General features: G+C 56.0%; 16 protein-coding genes and 1 pseudogene. 8 read left to right on the forward strand and 9 right to left on the reverse strand.

Going from position 1 to position 16,574, the window contains the following annotated elements:
* Positions 1 to 200, forward strand: a pseudogene (locus C8N36_RS13690) (SDR family NAD(P)-dependent oxidoreductase); the annotation flags it as partial.
* Positions 201 to 303: 103 nt separating this feature from the next.
* On the opposite strand, the gene C8N36_RS13695 reads toward C8N36_RS13690, so the two are convergent.
* A complete protein-coding gene (locus tag C8N36_RS13695) occupies positions 304 to 939 on the reverse strand; it encodes a ChrR family anti-sigma-E factor (protein WP_097805264.1) in 636 nt (211 codons plus the stop codon).
* Positions 940 to 1,497: a sigma-70 family RNA polymerase sigma factor gene (locus C8N36_RS13700; RefSeq protein WP_245910820.1), complete on the reverse strand. Its 558-nt coding sequence runs from the start codon at positions 1,495 to 1,497 to the stop codon at positions 940 to 942.
* A gap of 303 nt (positions 1,498 to 1,800) precedes the next feature.
* Between C8N36_RS13700 and C8N36_RS13705 the strand changes: the two genes are divergently transcribed.
* Entirely contained in the window at positions 1,801 to 2,817 is a 1,017-nt protein-coding gene (locus tag C8N36_RS13705; protein ID WP_097805263.1) for a GlxA family transcriptional regulator, read from the forward strand.
* Positions 2,818 to 2,853: 36 nt separating this feature from the next.
* On the opposite strand, the gene C8N36_RS13710 is transcribed toward C8N36_RS13705, so the two are convergent.
* Entirely contained in the window at positions 2,854 to 4,086 is a 1,233-nt protein-coding gene (locus C8N36_RS13710; RefSeq protein ID WP_097805262.1) for a urate hydroxylase PuuD, read from the reverse strand.
* 100 nt (positions 4,087 to 4,186) lie between these two features.
* Between C8N36_RS13710 and C8N36_RS13715 the strand changes: the two genes are divergently transcribed.
* Entirely contained in the window at positions 4,187 to 5,119 is a 933-nt protein-coding gene (locus tag C8N36_RS13715) for a LysR family transcriptional regulator (protein WP_097805394.1), read from the forward strand.
* On the opposite strand, the gene uraH is transcribed toward C8N36_RS13715, so the two are convergent.
* Positions 5,104 to 5,457 (reverse strand): hydroxyisourate hydrolase, encoded by a 354-nt coding sequence (gene uraH / locus C8N36_RS13720; RefSeq protein WP_097805261.1) that lies wholly within the window; start codon positions 5,455 to 5,457, stop codon positions 5,104 to 5,106. The two genes, C8N36_RS13715 and uraH, sit on opposite strands and share 16 nt — an antisense overlap.
* A 151-nt stretch (positions 5,458 to 5,608) precedes the next feature.
* On the opposite strand from uraH, the gene puuE reads away from it, so the two are divergent.
* From puuE to C8N36_RS13745, 5 genes are all read left to right on the forward strand, one after another.
* The gene (gene puuE / locus C8N36_RS13725) at positions 5,609 to 7,021 is read left to right on the forward strand and encodes an allantoinase PuuE (RefSeq protein WP_097805260.1); all 1,413 of its coding nucleotides are present in this window, start codon (positions 5,609 to 5,611) and stop codon (positions 7,019 to 7,021) included.
* A complete protein-coding gene (locus C8N36_RS13730; RefSeq protein WP_097805259.1) occupies positions 7,018 to 7,521 on the forward strand; it encodes an ureidoglycolate lyase in 504 nt (167 codons plus the stop codon). The genes puuE and C8N36_RS13730 overlap by 4 nt, the downstream gene beginning before the upstream one ends.
* A gap of 34 nt (positions 7,522 to 7,555) precedes the next feature.
* The gene (locus C8N36_RS13735; protein ID WP_110767909.1) at positions 7,556 to 8,989 is read left to right on the forward strand and encodes a nucleobase:cation symporter-2 family protein; all 1,434 of its coding nucleotides are present in this window, start codon (positions 7,556 to 7,558) and stop codon (positions 8,987 to 8,989) included.
* Between the two features lie 116 nt (positions 8,990 to 9,105).
* Complete coding sequence (locus C8N36_RS13740) at positions 9,106 to 9,900, forward strand: aspartate dehydrogenase (RefSeq protein WP_097805413.1); 795 nt, start codon at positions 9,106 to 9,108, stop codon at positions 9,898 to 9,900.
* A 108-nt stretch (positions 9,901 to 10,008) separates the two neighbouring features.
* On the forward strand, positions 10,009 to 11,244 hold the full coding sequence (locus tag C8N36_RS13745; protein ID WP_097805393.1) for a lytic murein transglycosylase: 1,236 nt from the start codon (positions 10,009 to 10,011) through the stop codon (positions 11,242 to 11,244).
* Positions 11,245 to 11,247: 3 nt separating this feature from the next.
* On the opposite strand, the gene C8N36_RS13750 is transcribed toward C8N36_RS13745, so the two are convergent.
* From C8N36_RS13750 to C8N36_RS13770, 5 genes are read right to left on the reverse strand one after another with little or no spacing between them, the layout of a single operon-like run.
* A complete protein-coding gene (locus C8N36_RS13750) occupies positions 11,248 to 12,180 on the reverse strand; it encodes a phosphotransferase enzyme family protein (RefSeq protein ID WP_097805392.1) in 933 nt (310 codons plus the stop codon).
* Positions 12,177 to 13,460 carry an aspartate aminotransferase family protein gene (locus tag C8N36_RS13755; RefSeq protein ID WP_211318244.1) on the reverse strand — a complete coding sequence of 428 codons (1,284 nt, stop codon included), beginning with the start codon at positions 13,458 to 13,460 and terminating at the stop codon, positions 12,177 to 12,179. Before C8N36_RS13755 ends, C8N36_RS13750 begins: the two co-directional genes overlap by 4 nt.
* Positions 13,457 to 14,314: an MBL fold metallo-hydrolase gene (locus C8N36_RS13760; protein ID WP_097805391.1), complete on the reverse strand. Its 858-nt coding sequence runs from the start codon at positions 14,312 to 14,314 to the stop codon at positions 13,457 to 13,459. The genes C8N36_RS13755 and C8N36_RS13760 overlap by 4 nt, the downstream gene beginning before the upstream one ends.
* 8 nt (positions 14,315 to 14,322) lie before the next feature.
* On the reverse strand, positions 14,323 to 15,672 hold the full coding sequence (locus C8N36_RS13765) for an aspartate aminotransferase family protein (protein WP_097805390.1): 1,350 nt from the start codon (positions 15,670 to 15,672) through the stop codon (positions 14,323 to 14,325).
* Complete coding sequence (locus C8N36_RS13770; protein ID WP_097805389.1) at positions 15,669 to 16,478, reverse strand: IclR family transcriptional regulator; 810 nt, start codon at positions 16,476 to 16,478, stop codon at positions 15,669 to 15,671. The genes C8N36_RS13765 and C8N36_RS13770 overlap by 4 nt, the downstream gene beginning before the upstream one ends.
* Between the last annotated feature and the right edge of the window lie 96 nt (positions 16,479 to 16,574).

A 16,574-nucleotide genomic window follows, 5' to 3' on the forward strand; every position in this document is an offset into this window, starting at 1 on the left:
ACCCCGGCTTTATCAAGACCCGTCTGACCCAAAAGAATGACTTTGAAATGCCGCAGCTTATGTCCCCTGAAACGGCAGCGGGATATGTTTTAAAGGCGATGCGGTCGCGGCGATTTCGAACCGATTTTCCGCGGCCGTTTTCCTGGGTCATCAAAGCGCTCCATGTGCTGCCAGACTGGATGATCTACCGCGGAAAGTAGCAAAAAGCCTCCGTGGATGCCTCGGGGACTTTTCTTGACAGATCGAAAACGAAAAGGGCCCGCATTGTCATGCAGGCCATTTTCGTCATTCTTGAGACGTTGATTATATGCGGAACAAGGGTTGTAACAATCGCGGCAGAAAGGCTTTGAACTGCAATGGCGCATCCGTTGCTGCAAGGCATATGCACGCGTCGCCAGCATCAGCCACTGGGGTGTGTTCCAGATCCTGATCGCCGATTTCGACATCACCGACACCGAAACGCCCCGTTTCATCGCTAAAGCTGCCTTGCAAAACCAAGGTCAGCTCCAATCCGTTGTGCGTGTGGTCAGGCACGGCTTGTCCAGCAGGAATATAGAGCAGACGGGTCGAGCCGGATTCGCTTTCTGACAACAGGCTTTGACGAACCCCCATGCCAAGCTTTTTCCAGCGCAAAGGCTTGCCTTTCAGCGCTTGCATGATTGGACCGGGATAAATCCCTTTGGCGTCATAGACGGGTTCGGGAACTGTTGGTTCATCCAGCAAAGACATCAGGTTTGTCTTCAGGTTGGCAGATAGGGCCACGCTGCTTGTGCTTTCGAGCACAGCGCCGCCAGCGGCCTGATGTGCGCCAAGGGCCGCACGGCATTCCGCACAAAGTGAAATGTGGCTGGCCACAACCATTGCGAATTGGTGGGGCAGGTTGCCGGACGCGTATGCCGCGATCATGGCATCTGGGATGTGGTGTGTGATTGCTGACATTTAGCGCAACCCTCTCAATTCTGTTCGCAAACGCCCGAGGCCGAGCCGAATTCGCGATTTCACTGTCCCAAGGGGCAGGCCCGTTTGGGTACTTATTTCTTGATGGGATAGATCGCCCAAATAGGCTTTTTCTATCATAGCGCGTTGATCCGGTTGCAGCTGTTGCAGGGCTTGTTTCAGCTTTGATGCTTCTTGTTCGACGGCTAGAATCTGGCTTGCGTCTGGTTCCTGGCCCGGATCTTCGCCAAGTTCGTCTGGAACAGGGCGGTTTTCTTTTCGGGCGACATCAATGTGTCTGTTGCGGGCAATCTGATAAATCCAGGCCGAAGCTTGGGCCTTGTGCGGATCAAACATCGACGCTTTGCGCCAAACCGTCAGCATCACATCCTGAACGACGTCCTCTGCCTGCGCCGCTGCCGTTCCGTTTCGCATCACAAAGCCTTTGAGCCGTGGTGCTAGAAAATCGAACAACTTTCCGAAAGCAACTTTATCGCGCTGGTCTCGCACAGCGAGCAACCAGATCGTCAGATCAGACAGCGTTTCATCTTTTGACGGCACATGAATGCCTTTTGTTGGCGGCCTACCAACGGGATATCGAGTAGGCGGCTTATGTTCTGTTACCGTGATCATAGTGTAGATACGTGCCGATCCGAAAGCTGGATCACCGCCCGAGCCATTTTTTTTAAACCAGAGACGTAAAATGGTGTCGCCGTGCAGCATCGGGCCGTTCAAGCCACCTGTTTTTGACGGTAAAACAGGTGGCTTGAACGGTGTAAGAATCAGATATAACTTGTTTATGTGGGAAAGCACGGCCCAAAACGGAATGTGCCCCAGCGGATTTGGAACACCGGGAATTTTTCTATGCCAAAGAAAGAGATTATTCCCAGCGGGGTGGCCTTTGTTCCGATGGATCAGAGCTTTGAAACTCTGAATGTCTATTTCTTGCTGGTTCCGAACCTTTCCATGCTGGCCTTCGCTTCGGCAATCGAGCCGTTGCGGGTTGCCAATCAACTGTCCGGTAAACCCCTGTTTCGGTGGCATACCTTGTCCGAAGACGGCAATCCGGTGACCTGTTCCAATGGCATCAGTTTTCCGGTGGATTCGGGTCTGTGCAAACTGGAACGCAATGCGCATGTTTTTGTGTGCTCCGGCGTGCTGCCGCAACAATCCACCTCTCGTAAGTCGGCGGATTGGGTGCGGCTGCAATGGCGGTCGGGCCATGTCGTCGGCGGGATTTGCACAGGGGCCTACACTTTGGCAAAGGCCGGAATTCTGGGCGGAACAGAATTCACAATGCACTGGGAAAACATCCCGCCATTTCGCGAACAATACCCGGATCTTGACGTCAAAGAGCAGCTCTATGTCATCGACAAGAAGATTATGACGTCAAGCGGCGGCCATGCGTCAACCGATCTGTTTTTACACCTGATATTTGATCGCTACGGTCCTGTACTGTCGCAAGCGGTGCTTGAGATGTGCATTCACAATGTCCACCGGCAAGGGCGGGATTCCCAGCAATCCTCGCGGTCAGCGGCATTGGGGCTTCGCAACGCCAAGCTGGTCAAAATTTTAGAAATCTTTGAAGAAAACCGCGAAGATCCGATTGATATGGAAGACCTGTCCAAGCGGGTGAAAGTATCGCGCCGTCAGATCGAACGGATGTTTGCCAAACATCTGGGCATGTCGCCACGGCAATACTGCCAACGTCAACGTCTGGCCTATGCCCGTTCCTTGCTGGCAGAAACCGATTTACCGATCGCCGAGATCGCAATGGCAAGCGGCTTTCAGTCCAGTTCGTATTTTGCCAAACGGTTCCGGGAACTGTATTCGGTGTCGCCCTATCAGTTCACAACTGCGCGGCAAGGGGGCGACAAGTGATCTTTGCAAGGCCCGTTTAGGGCGCTTGGCAAAGGCCTAGTTGGATTTGGCGGCACGATACCACGCAACAATGGTTGCGCGGGATTCGTCATCCATTTGAATGGCATTGGGCGGGGGCATGGCATGGCTTAGGCCAGCATGTAAAAACACCTGCTCAGCGTGACGGACAACATCGCTTTCGGTTTCCAGCAAAACGCCTTTTGGTGGCCAATGCATCCCGTCCCATGCCGGTTCGCGGGCATGGCACATCGAACAATTGCTGATCACACTGTCATAGGCGTCTTCAAAGCCTTCGGCAGATGCAAACCGTTGTTCATAGGGAGTCAGCGCGCGGGCCTCGGCTTCTTCGTAGGTGTCCATTCCGGGAATGGTAGACAGCCAAGCGATTACGATGAACAAGATCACTGTGGCGACCCATGTCCAGTTCGGGCCTTTGCCAGTGGCGTGCAGCGTGTTGAAATAGTGCCGGATGGTGACGCCGGTCAGGAACACAAGGCTTGCGATCAGCCAGCTGTATTCGGTGCCAAATGCCAGCGGATAATGGTTGCTGAGCATCAAGAAGATCACCGGCAACGTCAGATAGTTGTTGTGGGTCGACCGCAGCTTGGCAATCTTGCCGTATTTTGCATCCGGCACGCGGCCTTCTTTGAGGTCTTTGACCACGATGCGCTGGTTCGGCATGATGATGAAAAACACATTGGCCGTCATGATGGTGGCGGTGAACGCCCCCAGATGCAGCAAGGCGGCCCTGCCGGTAAAGATTTGATTGTAGCCCCATGCCATGGCCACAAGGATCACAAACAGCAATAACATCAGTGCTGTGGGTGTTTCGCCCAGCTTGGATTTGCACATGAAGTCATAGCAGATCCAGCCAATGGTGAGCGAGCCACCGGAGATCAAGATCCCCTGCCACAGCGACAATTCGGCTTTGGTCGGATCCAGCAAGAACAGCTCGCCGCCGACCCAATATACGATCATGAGTAGTGCCGCACCGGACACCCATGTGATGTAGCTTTGCCATTTGTGCCAGATCAGATGCTCTGGCATGTTTTCGGGGGCCACCAGATATTTCTGGATATGGTAAAAGCCACCGCCATGCACCTGCCATTCTTCGCCATGGGCGCCGGCGGGCATGTTTGGCGCTTTCTTCAGGCCCAAATCCAGCGCGACAAAGAAAAAGGACGCACCAATCCACGCCATTGCTGTGATTACATGCAACCAGCGGACGGCAAAAGCGATCCAGTCCCACAAAATAGCCAAATCATACATGGCAAGCCTCCAAAGATTCGAGTTCCCGATTACACTATGCGGGTCGGGATTGCTCTGGTATTGTCACAAAAAGCCAAGCAGCATCAAAAAAAACAAAACAATGTCATATCTCGATAACATCCGCACGTTCGTTCGTGTCTACGAATTAGGCAGTATGTCTGCTGCTGGGCGAGATTTACGCATTTCTCCTGCCGTGACCTCGTCTCGGATTTCGCAGCTGGAAGAAAGGTTGGGTGTGCGTTTGTTTCAACGGACCACCCGCAGCCTGACCCCGACAGAGCAGGGCAAGGCGTTTTACGGCGGGGCCTGCGAGATTTTGGAATCCGTGGAAAACGCCGAGGCGCAGGTTGTGGACATCACAGAAAATCCGCGCGGTTCGCTTTATGTGGCGGCACCGCTTGGGGTGGGGCGCCGTTTGATTGCACCGCAAGTGCCGGGGTTCTTGAAAGAGTATCCAGAGGTCAAAATCCGGCTGCGTCTGACAGACCGCAAAGTGGACCTCACAACCGAAGGGCTGGACCTTGCGTTTTTCCTTGGCCAACCCGAAGACAGCAATCTGCGCATCCGTAAAATTGCCGATGTCGACCGAATTTTATGCGCGTCGCCCGCTTATATCGATGCACATGGCAATCCGGACACGGGCGAGGAAATCGTGTCGGGCCAACACGAATGCCTGAGCCTGCGCTTTCCCGGAGCCACCGAATTTCAATGGCGGTTGAATACGCCGGACGGGCCGAAACGCTTTGCGGTGTCGGGGCGCTACGAATCCGATGATGGTGATGTGCTCACCGATTGGGCGTTGGCCGGGAACGGCATTGCCATGAAGCCGATCTTTGAGGTGGCCGAACATATCAAAGCCGGACGGTTGATCCCCGTTGCAACAAAAACGCCACCTGAACCCATTCAGATGGCGTGTCTTTTTACCCATCGCAAACGCCAAGACCCCAAGACACGATTGTTCATGGAATATGTGATCACCCGTATCAGCGAAGAGGTTCGCAACAGCTCTATTCAGGCTCAGCTGCCGCGGTAGGTTGAGTATCCGAACGGGGATAGCAGCAGCGGCACATGGTAGTGGGATGCCTCGGACATCCCGAACCGCAGCGGAATAACGTCAAGAAACCGCGGGCTTTCGGGCGGGGTTCCGATGGCATCCAGATAGGAACCGGCATGGAAAACCAGCTCATAGACACCGGTTTCAAATTCGGCGGCGGGTAAAATCTGTTCGTCGGTGCGGCCATCATCATTGGTTGTCAGCGTTTTCAGTAGGCTGCGGCTGTCACCGTTGATCTTGAACAGTTCAATCTTCAGGCCTTCGGCGGGGCAGCCACGCGCTGTGTCCAGCACATGCGTTGTCAAATATCCTGTCATAAGAGCCTCTTGAGTTTGATTGATAGATTAATAGGCAGAATTGCGTCTGTGCCGCAAATAATTGCGTACAAAAGGCTCCTTATAGTTTTTTTTGAAAAACAGAAGGATTGTTTTGGATTACAGATGACACGAGCAACAGAGGAATGACGCAGTGAACCGCTACCCCCGTGACATGACTGGATATGGTGCCACCCCCCCTGCAGCCAATTGGCCGAACGGGGCCAAGATCGCGGTCCAGATCGTCTTGAACTACGAAGAAGGTGGCGAAAACAACGTCTTGCACGGTGATCCTGCATCCGAAGCCTTCTTGTCGGAAATCACTGGCGCACAGCCATGGCCCGGCCAGCGCCATTGGAATATGGAATCGATCTATGAATACGGATCGCGTGCCGGTTTCTGGCGGGTGCACCGGTTACTGGGCGATCTGCCCGTAACCGTTTATGGCGTCGCGACAGCGCTGGCACGGGCGCCGCAGCAACTTGCCGCGATGAAGGCGTCGAACTGGGAAATCGCCAGCCACGGTCTGAAATGGATCGAACACAAGGATATGTCCGAAGACGAAGAGCGCGCCCAAATCGCCGAGGCCATCCGCCTGCATACCGAAGTTGTGGGTACGCCGCCGCGCGGGTGGTATACAGGGCGCTGTTCAAACAACACGGTGCGTCTGGTGGCTGAAACCGGCCAGTTTGACTATGTCGCGGACAGTTACGCCGATGATCTGCCCTACTGGATGCATTTCGACGGCCACGACCAGTTGATCACGCCCTACACGATGGATTGCAACGACATGCGCTTTGCCATCCAAGCGGGTTTCACCAATGGCGAGCAGTTTGAAAGCTATCTGAAGGACAGTTTTGACTACCTGTACGAAGAAGGCGAAGCGGGCCAGCCCAAGATGTTGTCGATCGGTCTGCATTGCCGCTTGATTGGCCGTCCGGGCCGGGCTGCTGCGTTGCGGCGGGCAATTGAGCATTTCAAATCCCATGATGGGGTCTGGTTCGCTACCCGGCTTGAAATTGCACAGCACTGGGCGCAAGAGCATCCGCCAAAACCCCAAACCCGTCCGTCTGACATGGATCGCGCCACCTTTGTCGCGGAATTCGGCGGTATTTTCGAACACAGCCCCTGGATTGCCGAGGCCGCGCATGACGCGGAAATGGGGCCAACCCATGATTGCGCCCAAGGTGTGCATCAGGCTTTGGCACAGGTGTTCAGATCTGCTTCTGAACAGCAACGCTTGGGCGTGCTGACCGCACATCCGGATCTGGCAGGTAAACTGGCCTCTGCGGGGCGTTTGACGGCAGAAAGCACCGCCGAACAGGCGGGCGCAGGGCTTGATTTGCTAACCGACGCGGAACGGGCGCATTTCACGGATTTGAACGACACCTATACCGGCAAATACGGTTTCCCATTCATCATCGCTGTCAAAGACAACACCAAGGCCAGCATCCTTGAGGCCTTTGAACGGCGCATCAACAATGATCGCGCAACTGAATTCGCAGAGGCCTGCAAACAGGTTGAGCGGATTGCCCAATTGCGGTTGATCGAAAAGCTGGGCGCATGAGCAAGGTTTTGACCCTGACACCGCTGACGGCCGAGGCATTCGCGCCCTTTGGCGATGTTCTGGATGTGTCCGGCCCGCCGGACAAGATGATCAACGCCGGATTATGCGGACGCTATCATGACCGCGCCTGCTTGGATTTTAGCGATGGCAAGGCAGGCATCAGCCTGTTTCAGGGCGAAGCGCGCCAGTTTCCAATCGTGTTGGATCTGGTCGAACGGCATCCTGATGGCAGTCAGGCCTTTTTACCGATGGGCAGCGACCCCTTTGTGGTGGTGGTCGCTCCGGACGAAGGCGGCAAACCGGGCGTGCCGCAGGCCTTCCTGACCGCGCCGGGACAGGGCGTCAACTATCACAAGGGCACATGGCACGGGGTGTTAACGCCCCTGCATGCGCCCGGATTATTTGCAGTTGTGGATCGGATCGGCGACGGCCCGAACCTTGAGGAGCATCACTTTGATACTCCGTTTACGATTGAGAACGAAATCAAACACCAGCGCTAAGACTGGTTCACGAGAAAATAGGGAAAAGTTAAACATGGTTGATACATCCATCGGAACGCCGGAGCAGCTCCGCGATCCTAATTATACACCGGCGCTGCACCGCGCTATTCCACTTGGCATCCAACACGTTCTGGCAATGTTTGTGTCCAACGTGACACCGGCGATCATCATTGCCGGTGCGGCGGGCTTTGGCTTTGGGTCAGATGCAGGCGCGCAGGGTTTTCCTGACATGACCTATCTGATCCAGATGTCGATGTTGTTTGCGGGCATTGCCACCTTGTTCCAGACCATTGGTTTGGGTCCGGTTGGCGCGCGACTGCCCATCGTTCAAGGGACATCGTTTGCGTTCATTCCAATCATGATTCCCTTGGTTGCGGGCAAAGGTGTCGAAGCGCTTCCAGCCTTGTTCGGCGGCGTTTTGATCGGTGGCCTGTTCCACATTGTTATCGGGACATTCATCGGCAAGATCCGTTTCGCACTGCCGCCTCTGGTCACGGGCTTGGTTGTTACAATGATCGGTCTGGCGCTGGTCAAAGTCGGCATTCAATACGCAGCGGGCGGTGTTCCTGCGATCAACAAACCCGAATATGGCTCGCTTTTGAACTGGTCAGCGGCTTTGGTTGTGATCTTTGTGACGCTTGGTCTTAAGTTCTACGCCAAAGGTATGTTGGCTGTTTCAGCCGTCGTGATCGGTATCTTCGTCGGATATCTCTACGCGATGATGATGGGCATGGTATCGGTCGAAGGGATCGCAACAAGCTGGAGCCGCGCTGCGCCAATCGCCTTCCCGGTTCCGTTCAAATATGGCTTCGAGATTAGCTTTGCCGCCGTTATCGGGTTCTGCCTGATGGCCTTTGTATCGGCGGTTGAAACCGTGGGCGATGTGTCAGGCATCACCAAGGGCGGGGCTGGCCGTGAAGCCACCGAAGAAGAAATCACCGGCGCGACATATGCGGATGGTGTCGGTTCTGCGGTCGCGGGTGTCTTTGGCGGTTTCCCGAACACCTCGTTCAGCCAAAACGTTGGCCTGATTGCCATGACCGGTGTTATGAGCCGCCATGTCGTGACCATCGGCGCGATTTTCTTGATCATCTGCGGGCTGATCCCCAAAGTCGGCGCGGTCATTCGCACCATTCCGATCGAAGTGCTTGGTGGCGGTGTGATCGTTATGTTTGGCATGGTTGTTGCGGCGGGTATCTCGATGTTGTCCGACGTGAAGTGGAACCGCCGCAACATGGTGATCTTTGCGATTGCCCTGTCGGTTGGTCTGGGTCTGCAACTGGATCCCAAAGCGGTCCAGTATCTGCCTGATACTCTGCGCATCTTGATGACATCCGGCCTGCTTCCTGCGGCTGTGATTGCCATCGTGCTGAACCTGATCTTGCCCGAAGAGCTGTCAGACGAATCCGTTGAAGAAGTCTCCGGTGGCCTCTCTGGTCATGGTCACGGCTCGCTAGACGGGAAATAAAGCCCGCTTGTCGGCAGTAAGTATCCAAAAGGCCCGATCGCAGGATCGGGCCTTTTTCTTGTGTTCAGCCCTGCTATTGCAGATACCGAAGGGCGAATGATTATCGGGGGTGGATGATGCGAAAAGTAGCAGTGATCGGTTACGGGGCCATGGCGACATATGTTGTCCGCCACCTGCAAGGCAGCCCTTGGACACCCAGCCATTGTGTTGTCAGAAAAGGCCGCGAAGAGGTTGCCATAACCGCTTTGGGTGCGGATATCCCTTTAATCTATGGGGCAGATGATCTGACCAAATTGCCGGATCTGGTGGTGGACTGTGCGGGCCATCCGTGTTTGCTTGGCCATGGCGCGGCTTTTCTACGGCGCGGTGTGCCGGTCCTCAGCGCGTCGCTTGGGGCGCTGGCGGATCAAGACACCTACAATGGGCTGCAATCTGCCGCGCAGGACGGGCAAACCCAACTGCATTTGGCATCGGGCGCGATTGGAGCCTTGGATGCTTTGTCAGCCGCCAAAATCGGCGGGTTGGACGAGGTGCGTTATACCGGCGTCAAACCTCCGCAAAGCTGGCGCGGGACCAAGGCCGAGGCGGTGGTTGATCTGGATGCATTGAACGGACCCGCGACATTGTTCGAAGGCAGCGCGCGCGGTGCCGCCTTAAACTACCCGAAAAACGCAAATGTAGCTGCGGCGGTGGCCTTGGCGGGACTAGGCTTTGATCAAACGCAGGCCTGTTTGATTGCCGATCCAAAGGCAGCGGGAAACACCCACACGATCAGCGCCAAAGGGTCATTTGGAACGTTTGAATTTTCCATCTGCGGGGCGAGCTTGCCCGATACGCCGCGGACCTCGGCCCTTGCTGCAATGAGCATGGTTGACCGGATATTCCGCCAGACGGCCCCCATCGTCATCTAAGGCTGGCTGCGCAAGTGGCTTAACCCCGCCGATCCGCGCAAAACCACTGGCCAAACCGTCAAAGCTGTTCACTATACGGACAGTCAAACCAGCCCGGAGCTTTTTGTTTTGCCACGTTTTTTGCTACTGGCCTTGTGCCTGCTGACCGTTCCGTTCGCCGCCGCTGCGCAAAATCGCGGTGCAGTTGAACAGCAATTCCAGACATGGCTGCAAAAAGAAGCCTGGCCCGCAGCCCGCAAAAAGGGCGTTTCGCGCGGCGTGTTTGATGCGTCTTTAAACGGGGTGACGTTGAACTGGAAACTTCCGGGGTTGGTGCCGCCGGGTGCGGCCGCAGTGCCGCGCAAGCAATCGCAGGCCGAGTTTGGCGCGCCGTCAAAGTATTTTCGCCGCTCATCTGTCGACGCGGCGGCGCGGGGCGGGCGCCAAATGGCCAAAGCGCATGCCAAGGCTTTGGCTGCAGCGGAGCGCAAGACCGGCGTTCCGGGCCGCATCATTCTGGGAATTTGGGGCCGCGAAAGCGGGTATGGCAAGGTCGCCATCAAACACAATCCGTTCGAAGTTCTGGCCACCAAAGGGTTTATGAGCACGCGCAAAGACTACTTTGCATCCGAATTGACCGCGGCGTTGCAAATCGTGCAGGCCGGTCACATTCGGGCAGGTAGCATGAAAAGCAGCTGGGCCGGTGCGCTGGGGCAACCGCAATTCATGCCCAGTAGCTTTTTGAAATATGCAGCTGATGGAACCGGCGATGGTCGGGCGGATATATGGGGGTCGGAAACGGATACCATCGCATCCATCGCCAACTATCTGAAAAAGCACGGGTGGCAAAAGGGCCGCGATTGGGGATTCGAAGTGACGCTGCCGCCTTCTGTTTCCTGCACCCTTGAGGGGCCGGATCAAGCGCGCAAAATCAGCGACTGGGCCAAAATGGGTGTGACGCGGGTGTCCGGAAAACCCTTTCCTGACCGTGAATTACGCGCCAAGGGATCGTTGTTGATGCCAGCCGGACGCGGTGGCCCTGCCTTTATCGTCACGCCCAATTTTTATGTGCTGAAGGATTACAACACCAGCGATCTCTATGCCTTGTTTGTCGGGAATGTCGGGGACCGGATTCAATATGGTATGGGTGATTTTTCCGCGCCTTGGGGCAAGATCGATGCAATGCTGCGCTCTGATATAGCGGTGATGCAACGCGGATTGGAAAAGCGCGGTCACGATGTTGGCGGCGCGGATGGGTTGCCCGGCTTCAAAACGCGGCGGTCTATCGGGCGGTGGCAAGAGGCGAATGGCAAGGCCGCGACCTGTTTTCCACGCGCAAACATGAAGGCGGCGCTTAGCCAGTGATGCCTAGGCCAAATAGGCCAAGGCGAGGCGTTTGGCCGTCTTTATAAAACGCGCATTGCGCGCCCCGTCGTTGTCTTCACCCATACGGGTGATGTTCCAGCCAACATAGGTGGCGGCCCGTAAAACAAGGAACAGATCGAGCGCCGCAAGATCAATCGGGCGCTCGCTGCGGTAGCCGGAAATCAAGGCGTCTTGTAGAATGGGATAGTCCGGCGCATCGATGTGTTTGAGCAAGGCCGTTGCGATGTCGAAAACCCGAAAACCATAGCCGCCATCATCAAAATCGATGAACCGCATGCGGGGGCCGTCAACCATCACATTCCCCGTCACAAGGTCCGCGTGGATCAAGCCGAAATCCAGCTTTGCCGAGATACGGGTGAAGTCGCGTTGCGCCTGTTGGCGTATCTGGGTGAATAGGGCGCGTTCTTGGGCCGTCAGGGCCGGATTGTCCCAAAACCGGTCCCATAGCGGGGCCTCACCCAACAATCCGCTTTGATCCCATTGGCATCGTGTGAACCCTTTAGGCGGGGTCCATGCATCTGAAACCCGGTGTAGCCGTGCCATTTGAGAGCCGAGTCTGCGGAACAAGGCGGCGCGGTCCGGACCAGTTTGGCGGGCAAGTGTTGCATCAAGCGGTTCTCCGGAAAGCCACGTTAAAACATCCACTTGCACATCGTCCACAAGGTGAAGCATTTGGCCGTGGACGGACGAAACGGGTGCAGGGACATCGATTCCGCCCGCGCTTGTCGCCGCCATCCATTTGAGTTCTGACCAAAGCTCAAGGTCGGTCCGATAGCCTTGGCGGTGCAATCGCAAGGCAAAGGTCTGCGTTGCGTCTTCGACTTTGTAGACGGCGTTTTCACGGGCTGCGATCAGCCTACAGTTAGCCCCTTTGAGGCCCCAAAGATCGAGCGCATGTTCCACTGTGTCGTTCACTTGTTGGCCTTCGTCAGAACATCGTCGAGGGTGTCAAACAGCAGATCTGCATTCTCGATCGAAAACGGCATGGGCGGGCGGATTTTGAGCGTGTTTTTGTGCCGCCCCAGCTTCGAATGGATGATCCCCCTATGGCGCATTTCGTTGATGATGCGGTCGGTCAGGTCACTGGCGGGGGCTTTGGTGGTGCGGTCTGTGACCAGCTCCGCACCAAAGATCAGGCCCGAGCCCCGCACATCACCGATTACCTCGTGCTTGGCGGCCAGCGCGGTCAATCGGCTGCGGGCATGGTCGCCGACTGTATTTGCATTCGCCACAAGGTTCTGCGTCTCGATTTCTTCCAAAACAGCCATTGCTGCGGCGCAAGACACCGGATTGCCGCCAAAGGTGTTGAAGTATCGGTAGCCGGATCTGAACGCTTTGACGATGTCGCGGTTGGCAACCACGCCGCCAACGGGATGGCCGTTCGCCATGGGTTTACCCAGAACCATGATGTCAGGCACCACCCCCATTTTCTCATGCGCCCAAAGATGGGTTCCGGTCCGTCCAAAACCGGATTGGACCTCGTCGCAAATCAGCATTCCGCCCGCTTTGCGCACGGCGTCGGCAACAGGTTTGAGCCAGCCGTCGGGATTGTCGGGAAACCCTTCGTTCAGGAAATATGGACAGACGACCAGCGCCGCAAAACCTGTACCGTCTTGTTCAAGGCTGTCGATTTGCGCCGCAACCTTGGCTGCGAAACCGGTGCCATCAGGGTCGGGGCGGCGATAGCTATCGGGCGCATCTACAAAGCGAAAATATTGCCCAAGGCCGAAACCGACGGTTGGAACGTTGGACTTGCTCAGCTGGCTGACCAGCGATGTGTTGCCATGATAGGTGGCGTCAGTGGCGATGATGCCGCGCTTGCCAGTTACGGCTTCTGCCATACGCAGGGCAATGTCGTTGGCTTCGGACCCCGTGCAGGTCAAAATCGCTGTATCCAACGAGGCATCCATCGTGCCTGTCAGCCGTTCGATGTAGTCCAAAATGCCGTCGTGCAGATAGCGTGTATGCGTGTTCAGCGTGCTGGCTTGACGGCAGATCGCATCGACAACGCGGGGGTTACAATGCCCGACATGCGGTACATTGTTATAGCAATCCAGATATTTGCGCCCGTCGGCATCCCAAAGCCAAACGCCTTCGCCTTTTACAAAATGCACTGGCTCATCATAAAAAGTCGACACATTCGGCCCCATCAAACGGGTGCGATCCGCGATCAGCTGGCTGGTTGTGCGTGTCACAGATCAATCCGAACGCCGTCTGACCCGACGATCAGCGGACCGTCCCAGTAATCAGCGACGGCATTTTGCCAATCCTGCGGGCCATAGCTGGGGTCATCCGACGGGATAAGATGGGACAAGGCCAGACGTTTGACACCGGCGGCAGTGGCCGTTTTCGCCGCGTCATGGGCAAAACTATGGGACCGCAGCCAATGTTGCATCAGCTTGTCACTGCCATTGCCGACACGTTCCAACAAGGATGGCAAAGCGGATTCCAACATGGCCTCGTGGATCAACAGATCCGCACCGCGCGCAAAATCCTCAAGCGCGTGGATCGGGGCCGTGTCGCCGGAAAAAACCGCATGGTGCTTGGCAGTTCTGAAGGAAAAGGCAAAACTGTCAATCAGCGGCGGGTGTTCAGTGCGGATGGCTGAAACTGTCAGCCCGCCGCGTTCCAGAACCACGCCTTCGTCGATCACATGGACGCGTACAAAATCACGCAGGTCATCGCGCCCGTCGTCCTCTATCCGCAGGTCAATATCGGCTTTCATCGAAGCCGCAAAGCCGTCCCAATAGTCCTGAAGTCCAGCCGGTCCGTAGACATCAATCATTGTGGTCAATCCCGAACACCATGCGGTGTGGATCAAGGGCCCCAGCTCCAGATAGTGGTCGGAATGCAGGTGGCTGATAAAAATCGTGGACAGCTCTTTCAGGTTCATCCCCTGATCGACCAAGCCGCGGGTCACGCCAAGGGCGCAATCGACGACGATTTTCTGGCCGTTCAAAACAAACAGGTTTGAAGTCGGCATGGAGGAACCGGGGCGAATGGATGGCCCCCCCTTTGTGCCCAACAGGGCGACATAATTGTCAGACATGATTTCCCCTATGCAGCCGCAGTGAAACCGGCATCAAGCGCCGACAAAATGATGTTGGCATCTGTTTCTGTAAGAACCAGCGGCGGCGACAAAATCAGGTTGGGACCGGAAATGCGGACCATCGCGCCGTTTTGATAGGCGGTTTCCTGAACAATCTGCGCCGTGCCAGCATCGATGGGTGTTTTGGCCGCGCGGTCTGACACCATTTCCAACGCTGTCATTAATCCGTGGCCACCGCGAACGTCGCCGATGATGTTGTGTTTGGCCATGAGGGCTTGCGCGCCTTCGAAAAGCTGTGTGCCGCGGGCGGCTGCGTTTTCAATCACGTTCAACCGCTTGGTTTCTTTGAGACATGCCAGCGCGGCAGCAGCCCCGACGGGATGGCCGGAATAGGTATAACCGTGGCCGATTTTGGCGGCAGGGTTGTCTTCGAACACGTCGACAACCCGGTGGCCAAGCATCAGCGCGCCGAATGGAAAATAACCATTGGTGATGGCTTTGGCCGTACACATCATATCAGGCTGGATGCCCCACAGCCGTGCGCCTGACCATGCGCCGGTGCGCCCGTAGGCAGTGATCACTTCGTCGGTGATCAGCAAAATTCCGTTCCGGTTGCAAATGTCCTGCACCATCGGGGCAAAAGATTTATGGGGCGGAATGACACCGCCAGCGCCCAGAATCGGTTCCATAATCATGGCGGCGATTGTGCCTGCGCCTTGGAACGCGATCTCGTCCTCCAAGGCTTGGACACACAGATGCGCCAGCTTTTCGGGATCGGTTTCGTTGAACGGGTTGCGATATGTATAGGGTGCAGGGATGTGGTAGCATCCGGGCAAAAGCGGTTCATAGGCCGTGCGGAAATTTGCGTTGCCGTTGACCGAGGCACCGCCAATGTGTGTGCCGTGATAGCCTTTTTTGAGGCTCAGGAACTTGGTCCGGCCCGCCTCTCCGCGCAGTTTGTGATACTGGCGCGCAAGGCGCAGGGCTGTTTCGACGCTGTCAGAGCCCCCCGAAGTAAAGAACGCGCGGGACATGCCGTCGGGTTCAAAGAACTCGCTCAGTTCAAAGGACAGTTCAATCGCAACATCGTTAGAGGTGCCGCGAAAGGTTGAGTAATACGGCAGCTTGTCCAATTGCGCCGCCATTGCGTCTTTGACGGGTTGGCACGAATAGCCAAGGTTCACGTTCCACAAACCGCCAACGCCGTCCACGACAGTATGGCCGTCTATATCCGTGATGCTGACACCGCCCGATCCTGTGATGATCTTTGGCGGATTGTCGACGCTGTCTTTTGGCGATGTCATCGGGTGCCACATTAAGCGGCCATTGTGTTCCTTGAGGAAGTTGGAATCTTTCATGATGCGGTGTCCAATGTATTCGAGTGTGACAGTGTTTTGGCCCAGGCCTCTTCAATCTGGGGGGGGAGGGTGCCGCCCCAGTTGCGGGTGATGTCGCGGGCTGCGATGACCAGATGTTCTTGAATGATGCGTTTGAGGTCGGGCGTGAAACGGGCGGCGACGCTGGCGACGGAGACTGCACCGGCATAGTGACCCGTTTGATCAAACACCGGAGCGGAGAGGCCGAGCACCTCGTCCTCATAGCTCCGGTTGGCGCAGCCGAAACCCGTGGCGCGAATGGTCCCGACGATGTTTTCCAGTTCTTGCGCTGTTGTCGGCGTCATGGCGGTAAATCCGCATAGGTTTTTTTGCGCAAAGGCCATTAGATCTGTCGGCCCGAAGGCTAGCGCGCAAAGGCCGGAAGCCGTGGCATGGAGAGGGAAGGTCTCGATGTCGATGATCGCCCGCGTTCCGTGTCGGGGCGATTCGCATGAGGCCAGCGCATAGACCGTTTTGCCGGATAAAACCGTGACATGAGACGTCTCTCCTGTTGCGCCAGCAAGGGCCACAAGTGGCGCTTCGACACCGGCTTTGCGTGGGACCGTGGCTTCGCGTGTGCGGGCAAGTTGCAGTACGATAGGCCCCAGCCTATATTTCTTTGACACAGGATTGCGTTCAAGAAACCCCGTTTCCTCAAGAGCTTGCAGGTGGCGATAGGTGGTGGCCTTGTCCCGTTTTGCCAGGCGACACAGCTGTGACAAACCGATTTCGGGCCGAGAGGTCGAGAAGTGGGCCAAGAGTTCAAGTGTTTTTGTGGTGGACGACATCTGGGGACCTTCCCGTTCCAACTAATCTCAAAAAAAGTTTGACACAGGATATTTATCTAGGCAACTTAAAACTTAACAAAGCATATTTAAAATACA

Source organism: Pelagimonas varians (assembly GCF_003208435.1).
GTDB classification, from domain to species: domain Bacteria; phylum Pseudomonadota; class Alphaproteobacteria; order Rhodobacterales; family Rhodobacteraceae; genus Pelagimonas; species Pelagimonas varians.

Bases quoted from the DNA above. Each gene is read 5' to 3' on its own strand.
- C8N36_RS13710 (WP_097805262.1), bottom strand. From the start codon at position 4,086: ATGTATGATTTGGCTATTTTGTGGGACTGGATCGCTTTTGCCGTCCGC.
- C8N36_RS13715 (WP_097805394.1), top strand. From the start codon at position 4,187: ATGTCATATCTCGATAACATCCGCACGTTCGTTCGTGTCTACGAATTA.
- C8N36_RS13695 (WP_097805264.1), bottom strand. From the start codon at position 939: ATGTCAGCAATCACACACCACATCCCAGATGCCATGATCGCGGCATAC.
- C8N36_RS13735 (WP_110767909.1), top strand. From the start codon at position 7,556: ATGGTTGATACATCCATCGGAACGCCGGAGCAGCTCCGCGATCCTAAT.
- C8N36_RS13760 (WP_097805391.1), bottom strand. From the start codon at position 14,314: ATGTCTGACAATTATGTCGCCCTGTTGGGCACAAAGGGGGGGCCATCC.
- uraH (WP_097805261.1), bottom strand. From the start codon at position 5,457: ATGACAGGATATTTGACAACGCATGTGCTGGACACAGCGCGTGGCTGC.
- C8N36_RS13740 (WP_097805413.1), top strand. From the start codon at position 9,106: ATGCGAAAAGTAGCAGTGATCGGTTACGGGGCCATGGCGACATATGTT.
- C8N36_RS13770 (WP_097805389.1), bottom strand. From the start codon at position 16,478: ATGTCGTCCACCACAAAAACACTTGAACTCTTGGCCCACTTCTCGACC.
- C8N36_RS13765 (WP_097805390.1), bottom strand. From the start codon at position 15,672: ATGAAAGATTCCAACTTCCTCAAGGAACACAATGGCCGCTTAATGTGG.
- C8N36_RS13730 (WP_097805259.1), top strand. From the start codon at position 7,018: ATGAGCAAGGTTTTGACCCTGACACCGCTGACGGCCGAGGCATTCGCG.
- C8N36_RS13705 (WP_097805263.1), top strand. From the start codon at position 1,801: ATGCCAAAGAAAGAGATTATTCCCAGCGGGGTGGCCTTTGTTCCGATG.